At 52.9% G+C, this 20,743-nt stretch carries 19 protein-coding genes; 4 read left to right on the forward strand and 15 right to left on the reverse strand.

Annotation, left to right across the window (positions count from 1 at the left end; genetic code table 11):
• Positions 1 to 18: 18 nt before the first annotated feature.
• The 15 genes from rnhB to rpsB form a co-directional block, all read right to left on the reverse strand.
• Complete coding sequence (gene rnhB, locus WCC56_RS20285; RefSeq protein WP_424694120.1) at positions 19 to 642, reverse strand: ribonuclease HII; 624 nt, start codon at positions 640 to 642, stop codon at positions 19 to 21.
• A complete protein-coding gene (gene lpxB, locus WCC56_RS20290) occupies positions 639 to 1,784 on the reverse strand; it encodes a lipid-A-disaccharide synthase (protein ID WP_424694121.1) in 1,146 nt (381 codons plus the stop codon). The genes rnhB and lpxB overlap by 4 nt, the downstream gene beginning before the upstream one ends.
• Before the next feature lie 3 nt (positions 1,785 to 1,787).
• Positions 1,788 to 2,576, reverse strand: a complete 789-nt coding sequence (lpxA, locus tag WCC56_RS20295; RefSeq protein ID WP_424694122.1) for an acyl-ACP--UDP-N-acetylglucosamine O-acyltransferase — start codon at positions 2,574 to 2,576, stop codon at positions 1,788 to 1,790.
• Positions 2,577 to 2,579: 3 nt separating this feature from the next.
• Positions 2,580 to 3,035 (reverse strand): 3-hydroxyacyl-ACP dehydratase FabZ, encoded by a 456-nt coding sequence (gene fabZ, locus WCC56_RS20300; protein ID WP_405262301.1) that lies wholly within the window; start codon positions 3,033 to 3,035, stop codon positions 2,580 to 2,582.
• Positions 3,036 to 3,205: 170 nt separating this feature from the next.
• Positions 3,206 to 4,228 (reverse strand): UDP-3-O-(3-hydroxymyristoyl)glucosamine N-acyltransferase, encoded by a 1,023-nt coding sequence (lpxD, locus tag WCC56_RS20305; RefSeq protein ID WP_424694123.1) that lies wholly within the window; start codon positions 4,226 to 4,228, stop codon positions 3,206 to 3,208.
• Positions 4,229 to 4,231: 3 nt separating this feature from the next.
• The gene (gene skp / locus WCC56_RS20310) at positions 4,232 to 4,729 is read right to left on the reverse strand and encodes a molecular chaperone Skp (protein ID WP_424694124.1); all 498 of its coding nucleotides are present in this window, start codon (positions 4,727 to 4,729) and stop codon (positions 4,232 to 4,234) included.
• Positions 4,730 to 4,849: 120 nt separating this feature from the next.
• Positions 4,850 to 7,252 (reverse strand): outer membrane protein assembly factor BamA, encoded by a 2,403-nt coding sequence (bamA, locus tag WCC56_RS20315; RefSeq protein ID WP_424694125.1) that lies wholly within the window; start codon positions 7,250 to 7,252, stop codon positions 4,850 to 4,852.
• Between the two features lie 55 nt (positions 7,253 to 7,307).
• On the reverse strand, positions 7,308 to 8,657 hold the full coding sequence (rseP, locus tag WCC56_RS20320) for a sigma E protease regulator RseP (RefSeq protein WP_424694126.1): 1,350 nt from the start codon (positions 8,655 to 8,657) through the stop codon (positions 7,308 to 7,310).
• An 8-nt stretch (positions 8,658 to 8,665) separates the two neighbouring features.
• Positions 8,666 to 9,523, reverse strand: a complete 858-nt coding sequence (cdsA, locus tag WCC56_RS20325; protein ID WP_424694127.1) for a phosphatidate cytidylyltransferase — start codon at positions 9,521 to 9,523, stop codon at positions 8,666 to 8,668.
• An 18-nt stretch (positions 9,524 to 9,541) separates the two neighbouring features.
• Positions 9,542 to 10,297 carry a (2E,6E)-farnesyl-diphosphate-specific ditrans,polycis-undecaprenyl-diphosphate synthase gene (gene ispU, locus WCC56_RS20330; protein ID WP_424694128.1) on the reverse strand — a complete coding sequence of 252 codons (756 nt, stop codon included), beginning with the start codon at positions 10,295 to 10,297 and terminating at the stop codon, positions 9,542 to 9,544.
• A gap of 188 nt (positions 10,298 to 10,485) precedes the next feature.
• Positions 10,486 to 11,688 carry a 1-deoxy-D-xylulose-5-phosphate reductoisomerase gene (gene ispC / locus WCC56_RS20335; RefSeq protein ID WP_424694129.1) on the reverse strand — a complete coding sequence of 401 codons (1,203 nt, stop codon included), beginning with the start codon at positions 11,686 to 11,688 and terminating at the stop codon, positions 10,486 to 10,488.
• Positions 11,689 to 11,827: 139 nt separating this feature from the next.
• Entirely contained in the window at positions 11,828 to 12,385 is a 558-nt protein-coding gene (gene frr / locus WCC56_RS20340) for a ribosome recycling factor (RefSeq protein ID WP_424694130.1), read from the reverse strand.
• Between the two features lie 137 nt (positions 12,386 to 12,522).
• Positions 12,523 to 13,248 (reverse strand): UMP kinase, encoded by a 726-nt coding sequence (gene pyrH, locus WCC56_RS20345; RefSeq protein ID WP_013200846.1) that lies wholly within the window; start codon positions 13,246 to 13,248, stop codon positions 12,523 to 12,525.
• A 153-nt stretch (positions 13,249 to 13,401) separates the two neighbouring features.
• Positions 13,402 to 14,253, reverse strand: coding sequence for a translation elongation factor Ts (gene tsf / locus WCC56_RS20350; RefSeq protein ID WP_013200845.1), 852 nt, complete (start codon positions 14,251 to 14,253; stop codon positions 13,402 to 13,404).
• A gap of 196 nt (positions 14,254 to 14,449) precedes the next feature.
• A complete protein-coding gene (gene rpsB / locus WCC56_RS20355; RefSeq protein ID WP_424694131.1) occupies positions 14,450 to 15,175 on the reverse strand; it encodes a 30S ribosomal protein S2 in 726 nt (241 codons plus the stop codon).
• Positions 15,176 to 15,506: 331 nt separating this feature from the next.
• Here rpsB and map point away from each other — a divergent pair, with 331 nt between their 5' ends.
• The 4 genes from map to WCC56_RS20375 all read left to right on the forward strand — a co-directional run bounded on the left by map (position 15,507) and on the right by WCC56_RS20375 (position 20,734).
• Positions 15,507 to 16,301 carry a type I methionyl aminopeptidase gene (gene map / locus WCC56_RS20360; protein WP_424694132.1) on the forward strand — a complete coding sequence of 265 codons (795 nt, stop codon included), beginning with the start codon at positions 15,507 to 15,509 and terminating at the stop codon, positions 16,299 to 16,301.
• A 121-nt stretch (positions 16,302 to 16,422) separates the two neighbouring features.
• Positions 16,423 to 19,068, forward strand: a complete 2,646-nt coding sequence (glnD, locus tag WCC56_RS20365) for a bifunctional uridylyltransferase/uridylyl-removing protein GlnD (protein ID WP_424694133.1) — start codon at positions 16,423 to 16,425, stop codon at positions 19,066 to 19,068.
• Between the two features lie 114 nt (positions 19,069 to 19,182).
• Positions 19,183 to 20,007, forward strand: a complete 825-nt coding sequence (dapD, locus tag WCC56_RS20370; protein ID WP_013200841.1) for a 2,3,4,5-tetrahydropyridine-2,6-dicarboxylate N-succinyltransferase — start codon at positions 19,183 to 19,185, stop codon at positions 20,005 to 20,007.
• 334 nt (positions 20,008 to 20,341) lie between these two features.
• Complete coding sequence (locus tag WCC56_RS20375; protein WP_424694134.1) at positions 20,342 to 20,734, forward strand: DUF3461 family protein; 393 nt, start codon at positions 20,342 to 20,344, stop codon at positions 20,732 to 20,734.
• Positions 20,735 to 20,743 lie beyond the last annotated feature (9 nt).

Here is a 20,743-nt window from a genome sequence, read left to right on the forward strand (position 1 = left end):
AAGGCTGAGGGGTGAAAATTACAGAGTTTGCCCGGCTGAAGCCGCAACGTCGGCATCCAGTATCGCATTACGCACCGGGGAAAAACTGCGACGGTGATGCGGTGTTACGCCATGCAGCGCCAGTTTTTCCATGTGCAGTGCGGTCGGGTAGCCTTTGTGCTGGGCAAAACCATACTGCGGGAAAAGCAGATCCAGCTCGCTCATTTCCCGGTCACGCGTGACCTTAGCAATGATGGACGCGGCGCTGATTTCACGCACCAGACTATCGCCTTTTATCACGGCCTGAGAAGGCATCGCCAGCGCCGGGCAACGGTTGCCGTCAATCAACACAAAATCAGGTGTGATATGCAGTCCAGCAACAGCGCGCTGCATTGCCAGCATAGTGGCATGCAGAATATTCAGTTGATCGATTTCTTCCGGCTCTGCCCGACCCAGGCTCCAGCTTAACGCCTTCTCGACAATCTCGTCGTACAACGCCAGACGACGTTTTTCAGAAAGCTTTTTTGAGTCGGCCAGACCGACTATCGGCCGGGCTGGATCGAGGATCACCGCAGCCGTCACTACAGCACCGACTAACGGGCCACGCCCTACTTCGTCCACGCCTGCAATACAGGTCGCTACAGGATAGATAAAGTCGCTCATGGACACAGTTCCAGTACGGCAGCCGCGGCCTGCTCATCGGCATTCCAGCGGATTTGATGATGAAGTTCAGTGAAGGTAGCCAGCAACCGATCGCGGGTTTCCCCTTCGGCAAGCAAAGGCTCCAGCGCAGCGGCCAGCAGATCCGGCTGACACTCTTCCTGCAGCAGCTCTTTCACCAGTTCGCGGCCAGCCAGCAGGTTAGGTAAAGACACATAATCCGTTTTCACCAGGCGCTTAGCCAGCCAGAAGGTGAAAGGTTTCATACGGTAACCGACAACCATCGGGCATTTTGCCAGCATACATTCCAGTGCCGCCGTACCTGATGCCAGCAGCGCAGCATCACTGGCTATCATCGCCTGACGCCCTTTGCCATCCAGCAAATGCATTTTCAGGTCAGGCGCGACTTCTGCTTTAATTTTCTCAAACTGTTCACGGCGGCGCGGATTAACCAACGGCACCACGATTTCCAGCTCTGGCCACTTCTGGCGCAGCAGAACAGCCGTTTTCAGGAAGTCGGCACTCAGCATCTCAACTTCCGCATTGCGGCTACCAGGCAGCAAAGCCAGGCAAGGCGTCCCCTCGGCTATCCCCAGCTCCAGACGAGCAGCACGCTTATCTGGCTGGATCGGCATCGCATCAGCCATGGTATGGCCGATAAAGCGGCAGGGAACGTTGAAACGATCGTAGAACGCCTTTTCAAACGGCAAAAAGGCCAACACCAGATCGGTCGACCGCCCAATTTTGAATACGCGCTTCTGACGCCACGCCCAGACAGACGGGCTGACATAATGAATAGTGCGAATGCCCTTCTGCTTGAGACGCCCCTCAAGGGTGATATTGAAATCAGGCGCATCAATGCCAACAAAGACATCCGGCTGTAGCTCGGTAAAGCGTTTGGTCAGATCACGGCGAATTTTCAGCAAGCGAGGCAGACGTTCTACCACCTCCACAATGCCCATCACCGCCAGCTCTTCCATCTCGTACCAGGCTTCACAGCCTTCCGCCTGCATCAGCGGGCCGGCAACACCCACAAAGCGGGTATCCGGATGCTTTTCCTTCAGCGCGCGGATAAGACCGGCACCAAGAATATCGCCGGAGGTTTCTCCGGCGACAAGGGCAATCGTTAAAGGATGCTTTGGCATGAGTTAACGAATCAAACCCCGCGTGGAGCGAGTGAAGAAATCGTAGAACGGCTGCACTTCAGGATGCTTGCTGGCAATCTCAGCAATCTCTGGCTTCGCTTCTTCCAGCGTTTTGTTGCTGCGGTAAAGGATCTTGTACGCATTACGGATTGCGTGTAAGGCCTCTTTACTGAAGCCACGACGCTGCAGCCCCACCAGGTTGATACCAAAGGGTGTGGCATGGTTGCCTTGGGCAATGACGAACGGGGGAACATCCTGGGCTACGCCAGAACAGCCGCCAACCATCACGTGCGCACCGATAATGCAGAACTGATGAACAGCTGTCATCCCACCGATAATGGCAAAGTCATCCACAATCACATGACCGCCCAGCGTTGCGTTATTGGCGAGGATACAATGGTCGCCAATAATGCAGTCATGGGCAATGTGTGCGTTAACCATCAGCAGGTTATCGCTTCCCACTTTGGTCAGACCTTCAGCCTGAGAAGTGCCACGATGAATGGTCACGCTCTCACGAATGCTGTTGCGGTCACCCACTTCGGTTCGGGTTGGCTCGCCAGCGTATTTCAGATCCTGGTTTGCTTCACCAATGGTGGCGAACTGATAAATGGTATTGTCTTTGCCAATACGGGTGTGTCCATTGACCACCACATGAGATTTCAGGACGGTGCCTTCACCAATCTCAACATTCGCCCCAATAAAGCAGAATGGGCCGATGTGGACGCGAGCGCCGATTACGGCACCCTCTTCAATGACGGAACTTGGATGGATTACAGCTGTTTCATCAATCACGAATTACGCCTCCCGGCTGCGGGCACACATCATCGTTGCTTCACAGACAATTTTACCGTCTACGGTTGCCACGCCTTTAAAGCGCGTCAGACCACGGCGGGTTTTCTCGAAAGTCACTTCCATGATCATCTGATCGCCAGGCACAACAGGACGCTTGAAGCGGGCACTATCAATCCCAGCGAAGTAATAAAGCTCGCCCGGTTCCAGTTTACCCACGCTTTTAAACGCCAGAATACCGGTTGCCTGAGCCATAGCCTCTAAAATCAACACGCCTGGGAAAATCGGTTTACCAGGGAAATGGCCCTGGAAAAACGGTTCATTAACCGAGACGTTCTTTACTGCGCGCAGGAACTTGTGCTCTTCGAACTCAAGTACGCGGTCTACCAGCAGAAACGGGTAGCGGTGTGGCAGCAGTTCAATAATCTCTTCAATCTTCAGAGTATGAGTTTCAGTAGTCAAAATACTCTTCCTGTCCTAAAAAATTCTGATGGCATCAATAACACGGCCTGCAAAGATCATAAGATCATCCGCAGGCCGCAAATCAGGTTCTGTGCGCCGGGCTTCCTTGCTTAGCATTCTAATTCTACCCTGTGGGGTAATGTAAGCTGGTCAAGGTGCTGGGAAGGCGCTTAGTCTTTGTCGACTTTACGCTCGATGGCTTTTAAGCGTTTGCTTATTTCATCGATATTCATCACCAGCGCGGCCGTTTTGCGCCAGGTTTTGTTGGGTTGCAGCGGAATCCCGGAGGAGTATACCCCAGGTTCGGTGATTGGTCGCATGACCATTCCCATTCCGGTGACCGTAACTTTGTCACAAATTTCCATGTGACCGTTGATTACGCTTGCACCACCAATCATGCAATAGCGGCCGATTTTCAGGCTGCCTGCCATGATGACGCCACCCGCAACCGCGGTATTGTCGCCAATCACAACGTTATGTGCAATCTGGCACTGGTTATCAATGATAACACCATTCCCGATCTGAGTGTTATCCAACGCACCGCGATCGATGGTGGTACAAGCACCAATCTCAACGCGATCGCCAATAATCACCGTACCGAGCTGCGGGATTTTCACCCAATTGCCACGATCGTTAGCGTAACCAAAGCCATCAGCACCGATTACCGTGCCCGACTGGATCAGGCAACGCTCGCCGATCTGAATTTCATGATAAATGGAGACGTTGGCCCATAAACGGGTTCCGGCTCCAATGCGGGTATTTTTCCCGACAAAGCATCCGGCACCAATAACCACGTTATCGCCCAGTTCAACACCGGATTCGATCACGGCATTTGCGCCAATAGAGACTTGTTGACCCAGCTTAGCGCTGGCATCGATCACCGCGCTTGGCGCGATATCTTTGGCAGGCTGTGGCGTGCTGTCCAGAATCTGAGCCATGCGGGCATAAGTCAGATAAGGATCTTTCACTACCAGAGCGGCGCCTTGAACGCAGTCCAGATCCGCTTCCGTCAGCACCACGGCGGAGGCCTTACAGGTGACGAGCTGCTCGCGGTAACGGCTGTTAGAGAGAAATGTGATTTGACCGGATTGGGCGGATTGCATAGAAGCAATGCCGGAGATGACGAGTTCGCCATCTCCGTGCAAATCTGCATCCAACTGCTGGGCTAAATCAGCCAGTCGAATAGAAGACATTGATTATTTAACCTGTTTCAGAACATCAGCAGTGATGTCTTTAGATTTAGCTGCATACGCTACGGCGTTAGCATCAACAACGACGTCGTAACCTTCATCATCCGCAACTTTCTGCACAGCATCCTGAATACGGCTCAGGATTTTGTTACGTTCTTCAGCCTGGCGACGACGGTTATCCTGCTCAAAAGCCTGAGCTTTAGAAGAGAAGGCTTCACGCTGAGCCATAACGTCTTTTTCCATACGGCTGCGATCGCTAGCCTTCATGGTAGAGCCGTCACGCTGCAGTTTCTGCATTTTAGTCTGCAGATCGCGTTCCATACCCTGCAGCTCAGTTGCACGGCCTTTAAACTCATTTTCAAGCTGTTTCGCAACGGTTGCACGCGCCGGTAACTGTTGGAAAATGCTGGAAACGTTCACCACTGCAATTTTATCTGCAGCCTGGGCACCAGCGGAAACCGCCAGAGCGATAGAGAGGCCTGCGGCACACAACAACTTTTTCACTATAAACTCCTTACCATCAACGTTTGTGTCTTTGACACATGTGTTGCGCGTTAAGGCAACCTTGCAGGTTGCCATTAAACGTCGCGATACTCACTTACAGGCTTCCGTGCCGAACCGCCGTTACCAGGTTTTACCAATGTTAAACTGGAACTGCTCGGCCTTATCTCCATCATACTTTTTGAACGGCTGGGCGTAAGAGAACACCAGTGGACCCAGTGGAGACATCCACTGCAGTGCCAGACCAGCCGACATACGGATGTTGCCCGGATCGCTGTAATCAGGAATACCAGCGGCGCGAGTTTCAGCCGTGTTTTCCCAATTGGTATCCCACACTGTACCGGCATCGACAAACAACGATGTGCGGACAGAGTTAGCATACTTCTCACTCAGGAACGGTGTTGGGGTAATCAACTCAGCACTGGCCGTAGCCATCGCGTTACCACCAACCGCATCGCTGGAATCACACAGCGTGCCCGTAGAGCAAGTATCCGAACCATTATTGTAGTAGGCCGCTTTAGGACCGATGGTGTTCGAGCGGAAACCACGTACGGTGCTGGAACCACCGGCATAGAAGTTCTCGTAGAACGGCAATTCTTTCCCGCTCAGACCATCACCATAACCGACTTTACCGCGACCCAACAGAACCCAGGTACGATCCTGATTCAGTGGAACATACTGCTGAGTATCCAGCGTCGCTTTGTAGAAGGCGTTATCAGAGCCAGGGATCGTCACTTTACCGTTCAGGTTGGTACGGTTACCGGACGTTGGGAAGAACCCACGGTCCAGGTTGTTATAAGTCCAACCATAGTTGAAGGTGAAGTCATCTGCGGCATAATCTGCATCTTCACCCAGGCTCGGATTCTGACCCACTGAATTCAGATAACGGAACATCGCAACCTGTGGCTGCATGTTGGACAGGTCGTTATGCACGTAACCCAGACCAACACGCAAGGTGTTGTTTTCGTTAACCGGGAAGCCCAGCGTACCGTCTAAACCATAGCTCTTGTTGGTATAGTCAGACAGGTCAGCATCATCAGCTTTAAAGTCGTTATAGAAGATACGACCGCCCAGGCTCACACCGTCGACCGTGAAGTACGGGTCAGTCAGTGAGAATTCAGCATAGGTCTGATAATCGTTTTTGGTTCCGCTGATACCAACGGTGTTCCCTGTACCCAACCAGTTATCCTGGGTGACGCCAACCTGGAAGCTTACGCCACTCTCGGTGCCGTAACCGACGCCGAAGTTGAAGGTACCGGTGTTACGTTCTTTCACCTTGTACACAACGTCAACCTGATCAGGTGAGCCTGGCACGCGCTGCGTGTCGGTATCTACCGTCTCGAAGTAACCGGTACGGTTCAGACGCTCTTTACCCTGCTCAACCAGGTCACTGCCCAGCCATGAACCTTCCATCTGACGCATTTCACGGCGCAGCACGGAATCTTTAGAGGTGTCATTACCTTCGAAACGCACTTTACGCACATAGTAACGGTTGCCCGCATCTACGTTGACGTGCAGCTTGACGGTTTTATCAGCATCATTGATTTCTGGCTGCGTGACGACGCGCGGATAGGCATAGCCATAACGGCCCAGCATCTTCTTGATGTCATCTTCCATCTTGGTCACTTTAGCGCCGTTATACAGCTCGCCTGGCTTGATCTTAGTCAGCTGTTCAACTTCTGCTGAGTGACCGGCCATGCTGCCGTTAACAACTACGCCAGAAAGCTTGTACTGATCGCCTTCGGTGATATTGATGGTGATGTAGATGCCTTTTTTGTCCGGCGTCAGGCTGACCTGAGTCGAATCAATGTTGAAACGGGCATAACCACGATCCAGATAGAAGCTGCGCAGGGTTTCAAGGTCACCCGCCAGTTTCTGCTTCTGGTATTTACGATCGCCAACCACGTTCCACCATGGCACTTCATCACGCAGTGAGAAGCGAGAGATCAGTTCATCAGACGAGTAGGCTTTGTTGCCGACCACGTTGATTTGCTGGATCTTGGCAGAGACACCTTCGGTGAACACCAGTTTCAGATCGACACGGTTACGTGGCAGCGGGGTAACCACAGCTTTTACGCTGGCGCTGTACTTACCGACGCTGTAGTAGAAGTCTTCAAGCCCTTTCTCAATGGATGAGATAGTGGTGCGGTCAAGGGCTTCACCCACGCGCACGCCAGAGGCTTCAAGGTTCTGCTTCAGCATGTCATCTTTCACCGCTTTGTTACCGGAGAAGGTGATGCTGGCAATCGTTGGGCGTTCTTTCACCTGGACAATCAGCGTAGTGCCGTCGCGCAGGACCTGTACGTCTTCGAAGTTCCCGGTTGCGAAGAGAGCACGGATAGTATTACTGATATCATCATCGGAGACGGTGTCTCCCACGCGGACAGGCATACTCAGCAATGCCGCGCCGACGGCGACTCGCTGCAGGCCTTCGAAATGAATATCCTTCACTACGAAGCCGTCTGCCGCGTATACGGTAGCGCTGCTAAACAGCAGCGACGCTATGAGCAACTTTTTCATCGCCATCGTTGTTATGCATTCTTCCTAACTGGTTCTCGCGGGTAGTTGGCCTGCTGGCCGACTAAAGACGCGAGAAATCATTGAATAGTGCAAGCCCCATTAACAGCACCAGCAAAATAGAGCCGATGCGATAACTGAAGTCCTGAACTCGCTCAGACACCGGCCCACCTTTGATCTTTTCGATCGCCAGGAACAGCAAATGCCCACCATCTAATACCGGCAACGGGAACAGATTGATAATCCCGAGGTTCACGCTGATCAAAGCCAGGAACATCAGGTAGTAGATCAAACCATATTCCGCCGACATCCCAGCACCTTGGGCGATTGAAATCGGCCCGCTGAGATTGTTCAACTTCACTTCGCCGACAATCAGTTTGCCCAGCATGTTGACCGTCAGTTTCATCAGCTGCCAGGTTTTGGCGCTAGCCTCACCCACTGCCGCAAACGGACCATACTGGCGTACCGTTTTAAATTCATCCGGCAGAGGAACAATGCGCGGGATCACCCCGGCAAACCCTTCTGCTTTGCTGCCTGGCTTTACGTCTGGCGTCAGTGTCACCGTGACAGGACTGCCCTGTCGCTCAACTTCTACCGCCAACGCTTTACCCGGATTATCGCGAACCAGAGTGACAAAACGCTGCCACTGGTCCAACGGCTGACCATCGACTTTAACGATCCTGTCGCCCGCTTGCAAACCCGCCTTACTTGCTGCCGAGTTAGCCTGGACTTCTGCCAGCACCGTTTCGATCTGCGGCCCACGCGGCATAATACCGAGTGACACAACAGGATCCTGCTTATCCGGTTCGAACTGCCAGTTGCGCAGATCAAGCCGCTTCTCACTCAGCTGAGTAGTGCCAAATGGCGCCACGCTCAGCGTGGTTTGCTGGTCGCCAATTTTTGACACCAGCGCCATACGCACGGCATCCCAGTCAGGCGTTTCGATACCGTCAACGGCTTTAAGTTCCATCCCAGGTGTAATTTGAGCCTCGGCCGCTTGCGAACCGCTCACTATTTCGCCAACAACCGGGCGAACACCGGGTACGCCGATGATAAACACCAGCCAGTAAGCGAAGATGGCAAAGAGGAAATTGGCGAGGGGACCGGCACTAATGATCGCCGCGCGTTGCAGCACGGTTTTATTATTAAAAGCCTGATTACGCAGCTCCGGCGGCACGCTTTCAACACGCTCATCGAGCATCTTGACGTACCCGCCCAAGGGGATCAGAGCAATGACGTATTCCGTTCCCTGTTTATCGGTACGGCGCCACAGCGCTTTACCAAAACCCACCGAGAAACGTTCAACTTTGACACCACAACGTCGGGCCACCCAGAAGTGGCCAAACTCGTGCACGGTGATCAGTACGCCCAGCGCAACGACAAAGGCTCCAAGGCTCCAGAGAATGCTTAACATAGGGTCCCTTATAACGTCCCGAAAACCAGCAACAACAGGCAGGCGAACACAGGAACGGCTGCAGTCAGGCTGTCGATACGGTCAAGGATGCCCCCATGTCCGGGGATCAGATTTCCACTGTCTTTAATACCGGCTTCACGCTTGAACATGCTCTCGGTTAAATCCCCCAGCACGGAAGCCAAAGCGGCTACCAGTGAACAAATCAACAGGGTAACAGGCGAGATAGTCAGCGGAGCCCAAAGGCCAAACAGCCAGGCAATCAGTGCAGAAGTCAGCAGGCCGCCAAAGAACCCTTCCCAGGTTTTACCCGGCGAGACTTTCGGCGACAGCTTGTGTTTACCAAACAGGCGGCCAAACATGTAAGCGCCTGAATCCGCGCCCCACACCAGCAGCATCACATACAGCAGCCACCAGGCACCGGCAAAGTGGTCGGTGTCGTAGTGATACTGGCGTAGCGTTAACATGCCCCAGAAGAACGGCACAATCGTCAGGACACCGAACAGCAGGCGAAGCGCTTTAGAGGAGCGCCAGAAAGAGGCTGAGCCGGGATAAGAGAGCACCAGCAGCAACGCCACGACCCACCAACACAGGGCGGCCCAAAGCGAACCGGCCACCTGAGGCAGGTGCACCGAGTGCTGATAAGCAGGGAGAGTGAACATCATAAAGGCCAGCAGGAGTCCACAAAGGACCGCCAGCCAGATGCGTTGCGAACGGGTCGCGAAGCCCGCAAATTGTCCCCATTCCCAGGCGGCAAGCATGCACACCACCAGGGTTACAATGGCAAATCCAGGAGGCGGAAGCAGGAACAACGCTGCAATCACAATCGGGATAAGTATAAACGCGGTAATCAGGCGAGACTTCAGCAAAGATTACCCCCAGTGCGCTTAAGCGCCGCCGGGTGCTGCACCGCCGAAGCGACGCTCTCGTTGTGCAAACGCATTCAGTGCACCTTCAAAGACTTGTTCATCAAAATCAGGCCAGAGAACATCGGTAAAAAAGAACTCTGCATAGGCAACCTGCCACAGCAAGAAGTTACTGATTCGATGCTCTCCCCCTGTCCTTATTACCAGATCCACTGGAGCCAGCTCATTAAGGCAGAGATACTGACCAAGGGTTTCTTCCTCGATCTGATCAGGACGGATAAGACCCTCCTGAACCTGCTCTGCTATTTTTCTGACGCCATGGATGATATCCCAACGTCCGCCATAATTCGCGGCAATGTTGAGGGTTAGTCCATTATTTTGTTGAGTAAGTTCCTCAGCGCGGCGAATGCGCTCCTGCAGACGGGCATTAAAGCGACCGATGTCACCAATAATCCGCAGACGAACGTTGTGTTTGTGCAGACTTTTCACTTCGCTGTCGAGTGCCCAAACAAACAACTCCATCAGCGCCATGACTTCCTGCGGAGGACGATTCCAGTTTTCGCTGCTGAATGCATAAAGCGTCAGGGCAGTAAGATTATTGCTGACAGCAAAACTCACCGCACGACGAACGGACTTCACGCCGGCTTTATGGCCAGAGATGCGCAATTTACCACGGTTTTTGGCCCAACGGCCATTGCCATCCATGATGATGGCTACGTGACGGGGATTCTCCCCTTCTTGCAAGTCATCGGTTTTTAGTTGATTTTTGGACGACATAACGCGTAATGATTTCCTTTAATCAGAAAGACAACGGCTTCTGAAATATCTTACCCGCTCGACGTAAAAAAACCGTGTTATACACGGTCTGCATTACCGCCACATCGCAACGAATGACTCAATTAGCGGGCGAAGACTATACCATCTCCGCCTTCGCCTCACAAATGGCGACGCGCTAATTGGCTGAATTATCGGGCATCAGAGAAGCGTGACAGCTGGGCCTGAGCAACGGCTCGTGCCTGTCTGTCAATCTCCAGCACCGCTTCAACGCTGTCCGGTTCTGCACAGGAAAACGCCTCCAGCACGGCCGAATTGACCGCAGCAATATCGGTAAAGCGAATGTGCGAATCCAGAAACGCGGCAACCGCAATTTCATTGGCCGCATTCAGCGTGGTGGTCGCCGCCTGTCCGGTTGAACAGGCATCAATCGCCAGCTTCAGGCAGGGATAACGAGCATAATCTGGCTCGGCGAACGTCATCGCCCCCATCCGGGTGAAATCCAGGGGCTTCGCCCCGGACGGCACTCGTTGAGGCCAGGCCATCACATGTGCAATCGGTGTGCGCATGTCTGGTGACCCCAGCTGAGCCAGTACGCTGCCATCACGGTAACGCACCATAGAATGGATCACCGACTGCGGATGCAGGATGACTTCCATCTGGTCATCGGTCGCATTAAATAGCCAGCGGGCTTCGATATATTCTAAACCTTTGTTCATCATGGTGGCGGAATCAACGGAGATCTTGCGCCCCATCGACCAGTTCGGATGCGCGCAGGCCTGATCAGGAGTCATACTCTTGAGCAGGTCCAGCGGGGTGTCACGAAAAGGGCCACCTGACCCCGTAAGAATAATGCTATCAATGCCATTATCTTCCAGAGAAGCGTATCCTAACTGTTGCTGGAGGGAAGCAGGCAAACTCTGAAAAATGGCGTTATGCTCGCTGTCGACGGGCAGCAGCTGTGCTTTAGAGGCGCTGACCGCCTCCAGAAAAAGCTGGCCGCAGGTGACAAGAGACTCCTTATTCGCCAGAAGAACCTGTTTTCCGGCGCGAATTGCGGCTAACGTAGGCAATAATCCTGCCGCACCGACAATTGCCGCCATAACCTGATCCACATCATCCAGCGCCGCCAGCTCACAGGCTGCCTGCTCACCACTGAACACCTCGGTCGCCACATTCATACTTTTCAGACGAAGTCGCAGTGCCGCAGCCGACTGTTCATCGGACATTGAGGCATAAGCCGGGCGGAAGGCCAGACACTGTTCAGCCATCAGCTCAACATTGTGGCCTGCGACCAGCGCCTTAACAGCAAACAACTGCGGATTAGCCTTCACTACGGCCAGCGTACTGGTCCCGATAGAACCCGTTGAACCGAGGATCGTCAATTGCTTCATGAGGTTGCTCTGTGTCAACTCCGCCGCCGGGGAAGCCATTCCCCCGCACGCCAGATAAGAGAATAAATGCAAAACGCCGTAAGACTGACCACTCAAAAGAACGGCAATCTGTACGGCGTTTCATCGGAACTATGACGGATTAGAACTCCATCAGCTCCGCTTCTTTTTCTGCCAGCGCTGTATCTACTTTCTTGATAAAGACGTCGGTCATTTTCTGGATATCATCCTGTGAACGACGTTCTTCGTCTTCACTGATCTCTTTGTCTTTCAGCAGCACTTTCACTTTGTCGTTCGCATCACGGCGAACGTTACGCACGGACACACGGCCCTGCTCTGCTTCACCGCGCACGACTTTGATCAGGTCTTTACGACGCTCTTCAGTCAGGGCTGGCAGAGGAACACGAATGTCGGTGCCCGCTGAGCTTGGGTTCAGACCCAGGTCAGAGGTCATGATCGCTTTCTCAACAGCAGCACTGATCGAACGATCAAAGACGTTGATTTTCAGCGTGCGCGAATCTTCAACGGTCACGTTGGCCAACTGGCGCAGCGGCGTGGAAGAACCGTAATAGTCGACCATGATGCCGTCAAGAATGCTCGGCGAGGCACGGCCAGTACGGATTTTGCTGATGTGGTTTTTGAATGCTTCTACGCATTTGTCCATGCGCGTTTCAGCATCTTTTTGGATTTCGTTAATCACGTTGGAACCCTTGGATTCTGGTTACCAGGCAGGCTCTGAATACAGAGCCCGTTTCAAAATAATCTATGACGATCCTGATTGTAGCGCGCATCGCGCCACAAAGGCAGAATATACCTTATTTTACGCAGCGACTGATATTATTGCGTAATCAGGGTGCCTTCTTTTTCGCCCATCACCACGCGGCGCAGTGCACCTGGTTTGTTCATGTTGAACACGCGGATTGGCAGTTTGTGGTCACGGGCCAGCGTAAAGGCAGCAAGATCCATGACTTTCAGTTCTTTATCGAGCACGTCGGTGTAGCTGATCTGGTCGTACAGGGTAGCATCCGGGTTTTTCACTGGATCGGCCGAGTAAACGCCATCCACTTTAGTGGCTTTCAGTACCACGTCAGCTTCAATTTCAATACCACGCAGGCAGGCTGCGGAGTCAGTAGTGAAGAACGGGTTGCCGGTACCGGCGGAGAAGATCACTACGCGGTTATTACGCAGCAGGCTGATAGCTTCTGCCCAGCTGTAGTTATCACAAACGCCATTCAGCGGAATTGCGGACATCAGACGGGCATTCACATAGGCACGATGCAGAGCATCACGCATAGCCAGACCATTCATCACGGTCGCCAGCATGCCCATATGGTCGCCCACTACGCGGTTCATTCCAGCCTGCGCCAGGCCAGCGCCACGGAACAGATTACCACCACCGATAACCACACCCACCTGAATGCCCAGTTCTACCAGTTCTTTCACTTCCTGAGCCATACGATCCAGCACGCTGGCATCAATGCCGAAGCCTTCGGCACCTTGCAGCGCTTCGCCACTCAGTTTAAGCAGAATACGTTGATATACAGGTTTTGCATTGGTCGCCATGGTGTATTTTCCCGAATGGTTTGATCGATGTGAGGAGTAAAATCTGGACTATCATCCTCTTAGCATCGGAGAAATGCTATTGGGATGAGACTGAAAATGGGTGGAACGAAGACAGATAAAAAAGAACCGCCGATTGGCGGTTCTTATCGTTCATTAAGACTGCTTGGACATCGCCGCAACTTCTGCTGCGAAATCTGTTTCAGCTTTCTCAATGCCTTCGCCCACTTCAAAGCGGATGAAGTTAACTACGTCTGCGTTTTTCTCTTTCAGCAGTTGGCCCACAGTTTTTGATGGGTCAATGACGAAAGGCTGGCCAGTCAGAGAAACTTCGCCGGTGAATTTCTTCATGCGGCCTTCAACCATTTTCTCTGCGATTTCTTTTGGCTTGCCAGACTGCATGGCGATGTCCAGCTGAACCTGGAACTCTTTCTCAACCACTTCAGCAGACACATCTTCAGGCTTAACGAATTCTGGCTTGCTGGCAGCAACGTGCATTGCCAGCTGCTTAACCAGCTCTTCGTCAGCGCCGGTAGCGGCGATCAGAACACCGATGCGAGCACCGTGCAGGTAGCTACCCAGCACATCGCCTTCCAGGATGGAAACACGACGGATGTTGATGTTTTCACCGATTTTAGCAACCAGTGCAACGCGCTCTTCTTCGAACTGGGCTTTCAGCACTTCAACGTCAGTGATTTTGCCCGCAGCAGCAGCGTCCAGCACTTTGTCAGCAAAGGCCTGGAAACCACCGTCTTTAGCAACGAAGTCAGTCTGGCAGTTTACTTCCAGAATCACGCCGAAGTTGCCTTCGATTTTGGTTTTGATCACGCCATCAGCAGCCACGTTGCCTGCTTTTTTAGCAGCTTTGATCGCGCCAGATTTACGCATGTTCTCGATCGCCAGCTCGATGTCGCCGTCAGCTTCAGTCAGAGCTTTCTTGCAATCCATCATGCCAGCAGCAGTACGCTCGCGCAGTTCTTTTACCAGAGCAGCGGTAATAGCAGCCATTCTATAATCCTCGGTTAGCGTGCATCGGTCAGCGAAAGCCTTACAGGTTCGCCACTGATGCCTGGTCTCGGGAGAAACATTCTGCCCCGCCGTTATGACAACCAGCAAAGCGAATTCGAATAAAATAAAGGGGCCAATGCAGGCCCCTTACAGATTAACATCTGACGTCTAAGGGCTCTCGGGAGAGCGATCCTTATTACTCAGCTTCGGCGAATTTTTCTTCAGCCTGCTGAGCCAGGTCCTGAGAGCGACCTTCACGTACAGTAGTAGCTACTGCAGTCAGGTACAGGCTCACAGCACGGATTGCATCGTCATTACCAGGAATGATGAAGTCAACGCCGTCTGGATCAGAGTTGGTATCAACGATAGCAAAGACTGGGATACCCAGGTTGTTTGCTTCTTTGATAGCGATGTGTTCGTGGTCAGCGTCAACTACGAACAGTGCGTCAGGCAGGCCGCCCATGTCTTTGATACCGCCCAGGCTATTTTCCAGCTTGGCCAGTTCGCGAGTACGCATCAGCGCTTCTTTCTTGGTCAGTTTATCGAAGGTACCGTCCTGAGACTGGATTTCCAGGTCTTTCAGACGTTTGATGGACTGACGAACGGTTTTCCAGTTAGTCAGCATGCCACCCAACCAGCGATGGTTTACGAAGAACTGATCGCAGCTCAACGCAGACTCTTTTACCGCTTCGCTTGCAGCGCGCTTAGTACCAACGATCAGGATCTTACCTTTACGGGAAGCGATCTTGTTCAGTTCAGCCAGAGCGTCGTTGAACATAGGTACAGTTTTTTCAAGGTTGATGATGTGAACTTTGTTACGAGCGCCGAAGATGAATGGCTTCATTTTCGGGTTCCAGTAACGGGTCTGGTGACCGAAGTGTACACCGGCCTTGAGCATGTCGCGCATGGAAACAGTTGCCATGATTACCTCTATAGAATGATTTGGGGTTAAGCCTCCATGTATCCCATACAACCGACCCGGCAGACTGCTTACGCAGGCATTAAGGCACCCCGGAGTATGTGTCGATACATGTGTGTTATTTACACATAATGAGAGTTATGCGTTTCCCTGTAGAACTTCCCTACAGAGAATCGTCGGCGCGCTTTATACCACAAAGCGCCCTGTGAAGCCAAGTTTTGTTAGCAACGACTCGTCTGCCACAAACTGCAATTGGCAGAGCAAGGGTGGGCTGCTACCATTGCTGCACTTCCTTTATTATTGTCGAAAATAGCGACAACTGCGGACAAAATTGATGGCAATTACAATTAAAACCCCTGAAGAAATCGAAAAAATGCGCGTAGCAGGCCGTCTGGCTGCTGAAGTGCTGGAAATGATTGAAGAACACGTGAAGCCTGGCATCAGCACCGGTGAGCTGGATCGGATTTGTCACGACTATATCGTCAATACTCAGAAAGCGATCTCTGCCAGCCTGGGCTATCACGGCTTCCCAAAATCGGTCTGTATCTCGATTAACGAAGTGGTTTGCCACGGCATTCCAAGCGATGAACGCATCCTGAAGGATGGCGATATCGTCAATATCGACGTCACGGTCATCAAAGATGAGTATCACGGCGATACTTCAAAAATGTTTATCGCTGGCAAACCAACCATTCAGGGTGAGCGCCTGTGCCGTATCACTCAGGAGAGCCTGTATCTGGCACTGCGGATGGTAAAACCGGGCATTCGTCTGCGGACCATTGGCCGTGAAATCCAGAAATTTGTTGAAGCTCAGGACTTCTCTGTGGTTCGCGAATATTGCGGTCACGGCATTGGTAAAGGCTTCCATGAAGAGCCTCAGGTTCTGCATTATGATGCTGATGACGGCGGTGTGGTGCTACAGGCTGGCATGGCTTTCACCATCGAGCCAATGGTCAACGCCGGTGATTACCGCATTCGCAGCATGAAAGATGGCTGGACGGTGAAAACCAAAGATCGCAGCCTGTCTGCTCAGTATGAGCACACCCTTGTAGTGACAGAAAACGGCTGTGAAATTATGACACTGCGCAAAGATGACACCCTACCGGCCATTCTTACGCACGACGAGTAACCTCTCGTTAAATAAAAAACCGGCTCAGGCCGGTTTTTTTTGATCTCAGGCTGCTGCTGGCGCTATTGTCAGTGTTGATTTTCCTATTCTGACTCGCAGAGCATTTAGCAGGAGCACTGGCGTGACCAAAACCCTTAAGGATTACAAGAAGTCTGGCTCCCCTGCCCACTGGGCTGATGCGGAGTTGACCAGAGGATCCCTCAAACACCATCTTGAGCAATTCCATCAGCTGCTGGCCAGTGAGTTTGATGCTGGCGCAGAAGTGGAAGTGCTGATTGATGCACGCACACTGTTTATTGACCGCCTACTGCGACGCCTCTGGCGCTTTTATGGCTTCCCGGAAAAGAATGGCATCGCGTTAGTGGCTGTTGGCGGCTATGGCCGTGGCGAACTGCACCCGCTTTCCGATATTGATGTGCTGATCCTCAGCCGCCAGCCGCTTTCAGAACAGGATGCTCAACGCACCAGTGAATTACTGACGCTGATGTGGGATTTGAAGCTGGAAGTCGGTCACAGTGTCCGCACGCTGGAAGAGTGTCTGCTCGAAGGCCTGTCAGATCTGACCGTGGCCACCAACCTGATTGAATCCCGTATGCTGACCGGCGATGTGGCTCTCTTTCTGGAGCTACAGAAAAATGTCTTCAGCGATGGTTTCTGGCCTTCTGACCGTTTCTTCGCCGCCAAGATTGAAGAGCAGCAGGAGCGGCACCTGCGCTATCACGGCACCAGCTATAACCTGGAACCCGATATCAAAAGCAGCCCGGGCGGCCTGCGCGACATTCATACGCTGTTGTGGGTAGCCCGCCGCCATTTCGGCGCGACCTCGCTTGATGAGATGGTCGGCTTTGGTTTTCTCACCGAAGTGGAACGCAATGAGCTTAACGAATGCCAGACGTTCCTGTGGCGCATCCGCTTTGCCCTGCACCTGACGCTGCCGCGTTACGATAACCGCCTGCTGTTTGACCGCCAGTTGACCGTGGCTCAACGCCTGAATTATCAGGGGGAAGTCAACGAGCCGGTCGAACGGATGATGAAAGATTTCTACCGCGTCACTCGCCGCATCAGCGAACTCAACCATATGCTATTGCAGCTGTTTGATGAGGCTATTCTGGCGTTGGGTACTGATGAAAAACCCCGCGCCATTGACGACGAGTTCCAGGTCCGTGGTTCGCTGATAGATTTGATTGATGAGTCGTTGTTTTCCCGCGAACCAGAAGCGATCATGCGCATGTTTTACGTTATGGTGCGCACGCAAAGCATCACTGGCATCTATTCAACAACGCTGCGTCAACTCAGACACGCTCGTCGCCACCTGAAGGAGCCACTCTGTAACATTCCTGAAGCCCGCAAGCTGTTCCTCTCTATTCTGCGCCACCCCGGCGCCGTTAGCCGCGCGCTGGTGCCCATGCATCGCCACAGCGTGTTGTGGGCTTATATGCCGCTATGGGGCAACATTGTCGGGCAGATGCAGTTTGATCTGTTCCACGCTTACACGGTGGATGAACACACTATCCGCGTGCTGCAAAAGCTGGAAAGCTTTGCCAGTGAAACCACCCGCCCGCGTCATCCTCTTTGTGTGGAGATTTGGCCGCGCCTGCCGCAGGTAGAACTGCTGCTGATGGCCGCTCTGTTCCACGACATTGCCAAAGGACGTGGCGGCGATCACTCCATTCTTGGTGCTCAGGACGCGATGGCGTTTGCCGAACTGCACGGTTTGAATTCGCGTGAAGCGCAACTGGTAGCCTGGCTGGTACGCCATCATTTGTTGATGTCTGTCACTGCTCAGCGCCGTGATATTCAGGACCCGACGGAGATCCAGCAATTTGCCGAAGTGATGCAGAATGAGAATCGCCTGCGTTATCTGGTTTGCCTGACCGTTGCCGATATCTGTGCCACCAACGAGAATCTGTGGAACAGCTGGAAGCAAAGCCTGCTGCGAGAACTGTTCTTCGCCACGGAGAAACAGCTGCGCAGAGGCATGGAAAACAGCCCAGACCTGCGTGAAAGAGTGCGCCATCATCGCCTTCAGGCGCTGGCATTGTTGCGGATGGACAATATCGATGAGCAGGCGTTGAACCACATCTGGGGACGTTGCCGTGCCGATTATTTCCTTCGCCATACGCCGAACCAACTCGCCTGGCACGCACGCCATCTGATGAATCACGATCTGAGCGAACCGCTGGTGCTGGTCAGCCCGCAAGCCACGCGAGGCGGTACGGAGATCTTTATCTGGAGCCCCGATCGCCCCTACCTGTTTGCCACGGTAGCGGGAGAGCTGGATCGGCGGAACCTCAGCGTGCATGACGCGCAGATCTTCACCAGCCGTGATGGTGTGGCGATGGATACCTTTATCGTGCTGGAGCCAGATGGTAGCCCTTTGGCCGCCGATCGCCATGAATTGATCCGTCAGGCGCTGGAGCAATCCATCAGTCAGACCAGCTGGCAATCACCGCGCCCACGCCGTCAATCTTCCAGGCTGAAGCATTTCAGTGTCGAGACTGAAGCCAAGTTCTTGCCGACACACACTGACCGCCGGACCTATATGGAGCTGATCGCACTGGATCAGCCTGGGCTGCTCGCCAGAGTGGGTGAAGTGTTCGCCGATCTGGGGGTTTCACTGCACGGCGCGCGGATCAGTACTATCGGGGAACGCGTAGAGGATTTGTTTATTCTCGCGAATAGCGAACGACGTGCCCTTAGTCCGGAATTGCGCGAAGTGTTGCAACAACGGTTGACAGAGGCCCTTAATCCAAACGATAAAGTGTGACCCAGATTTAATTTTTAACCCACCTTGTGGGGCAGAGTGACCCGATTCGGCCTGCCGAAAACCGGACAGTCTTCCCGCACCTGGAACATGATTTGACACAGGAAATCTGAATTAATGCAACAATTACAGAATGTTATTGAGAGCGCTTTCGAGCGTCGTGCGGAGATCACTCCAGCTAATGCCGACACCGTTACCCGCGAAGCCGTCAGCCAGGTTATCGCCCTGCTGGACAGCGGTGCGTTGCGTGTCGCAGAAAAGATCGACGGTCAGTGGGTTACGCATCAGTGGCTGAAGAAAGCCGTGCTGCTCTCCTTCCGCATCAATGACAATCAGGTGATTGACGGTGCAGAAAGCCGTTTCTACGACAAAGTTCCGATGAAATTTGCCGACTACGATGAAGCCCGCTTCAAGAAAGAAGGCTTCCGCGTTGTGCCGCCAGCGGCCGTGCGTCAGGGTGCTTATATTGCCCGTAACACCGTGCTGATGCCTTCTTATGTCAACATCGGTGCTTATGTTGATGAAGGCTCAATGGTGGATACCTGGGCTACCGTCGGCTCTTGTGCTCAGATTGGTAAAAACGTGCACCTGTCGGGTGGCGTGGGCATTGGTGGCGTGCTTGAGCCTCTGCAGGCTAACCCCACTATCATCGAAGACAACTGCTTCATCGGCGCACGCTCAGAAGTGGTTGAAGGGGTGATCGTTGAAGAAGGCGCGGTGATTTCAATGGGCGTTTACCTCGGCCAGAGCACCAAAATCTACGATCGCGAAACGGGCGAAGTGACTTATGGCCGCGTGCCAGCTGGTTCAGTGGTCGTTTCCGGTAACCTGCCTTCTAAAGATGGCAGCTACAGCCTGTACTGTGCGGTTATCGTGAAGAAAGTAGACGCTAAAACCCGCGCTAAAGTGGGCATCAACGAACTGCTGCGTACCATCGACTGATCTCTTCCGGGCCACACTCTGTGGCCCGTAATCTTTTCTTTACACTTCCCCTGCCAACAACCTGTTTCGCGCATCGAAATAACGGATGCTATTGCGCAACAACTGAGCGATAATCCGCGCCGTTGATTTAATCCCTTAAACTTATCGTGACCCGGACTGCTGTTTTAGCGAGGCCATTTTTCGCTGAAGTACGGACGAGCGAGCTAAGTGAAGACAAGGCGTAAAGCGCGCAACCAGTACTCTGGATACCCTTCCATGATGCAGGTGAGCACTGCATAACGCAGGATTCACGATGCGCAGCCGGAACGACCAAACTTCACTTAGGAAGCAAACTATGTACGACAATCTGAAAGGCTTGGGCATTTCTAATCCCGACGACATCGACCGTTACAGCCTGCGTCAGGAAGCCAGCAACGATATCCTGAAAATCTATTTCCGTAAGGACAAAGGCGAATTCTTCGCGAAGAGCGTGAAGTTTAAATACCCACGTCAGCGCAAAACTGTGGTGGCCGATAACGCCAGCCAGGGTTACAAAGAAATTCAGGAAATCAGCCCGAACCTGCGTTATGTGATTGATGAGCTGGACCAGATTTGCCAGCGCGACCAGGTTGAAGTGGATCTGAAACGTAAGATTCTGGAAGACCTGCGCCATCTGGAGCACGTGGTTTCCAACAAAATCAGCGAGATCGAATCCGATCTGGAAAAGCTGACCCGCAACGGCCGTTAATTACCGGCA

It is taken from the genome of Erwinia sp. (assembly GCF_049696395.1).
In the GTDB taxonomy this organism is placed as follows: Bacteria; Pseudomonadota; Gammaproteobacteria; order Enterobacterales; family Enterobacteriaceae; genus Erwinia.

Bases quoted from the DNA above. Each gene is read 5' to 3' on its own strand.
- rnhB (WP_424694120.1), bottom strand. From the start codon at position 642: ATGAGCGACTTTATCTATCCTGTAGCGACCTGTATTGCAGGCGTGGAC.
- lpxB (WP_424694121.1), bottom strand. From the start codon at position 1,784: ATGCCAAAGCATCCTTTAACGATTGCCCTTGTCGCCGGAGAAACCTCC.
- lpxD (WP_424694123.1), bottom strand. From the start codon at position 4,228: ATGTCTTCTATTCGACTGGCTGATTTAGCCCAGCAGTTGGATGCAGAT.
- bamA (WP_424694125.1), bottom strand. From the start codon at position 7,252: ATGGCGATGAAAAAGTTGCTCATAGCGTCGCTGCTGTTTAGCAGCGCT.
- rseP (WP_424694126.1), bottom strand. From the start codon at position 8,657: ATGTTAAGCATTCTCTGGAGCCTTGGAGCCTTTGTCGTTGCGCTGGGC.
- ispU (WP_424694128.1), bottom strand. From the start codon at position 10,297: ATGTCGTCCAAAAATCAACTAAAAACCGATGACTTGCAAGAAGGGGAG.
- ispC (WP_424694129.1), bottom strand. From the start codon at position 11,688: ATGAAGCAATTGACGATCCTCGGTTCAACGGGTTCTATCGGGACCAGT.
- pyrH (WP_013200846.1), bottom strand. From the start codon at position 13,248: ATGGCGACCAATGCAAAACCTGTATATCAACGTATTCTGCTTAAACTG.
- tsf (WP_013200845.1), bottom strand. From the start codon at position 14,253: ATGGCTGCTATTACCGCTGCTCTGGTAAAAGAACTGCGCGAGCGTACT.
- rpsB (WP_424694131.1), bottom strand. From the start codon at position 15,175: ATGGCAACTGTTTCCATGCGCGACATGCTCAAGGCCGGTGTACACTTC.
- map (WP_424694132.1), top strand. From the start codon at position 15,507: ATGGCAATTACAATTAAAACCCCTGAAGAAATCGAAAAAATGCGCGTA.
- dapD (WP_013200841.1), top strand. From the start codon at position 19,183: ATGCAACAATTACAGAATGTTATTGAGAGCGCTTTCGAGCGTCGTGCG.
- WCC56_RS20375 (WP_424694134.1), top strand. From the start codon at position 20,342: ATGTACGACAATCTGAAAGGCTTGGGCATTTCTAATCCCGACGACATC.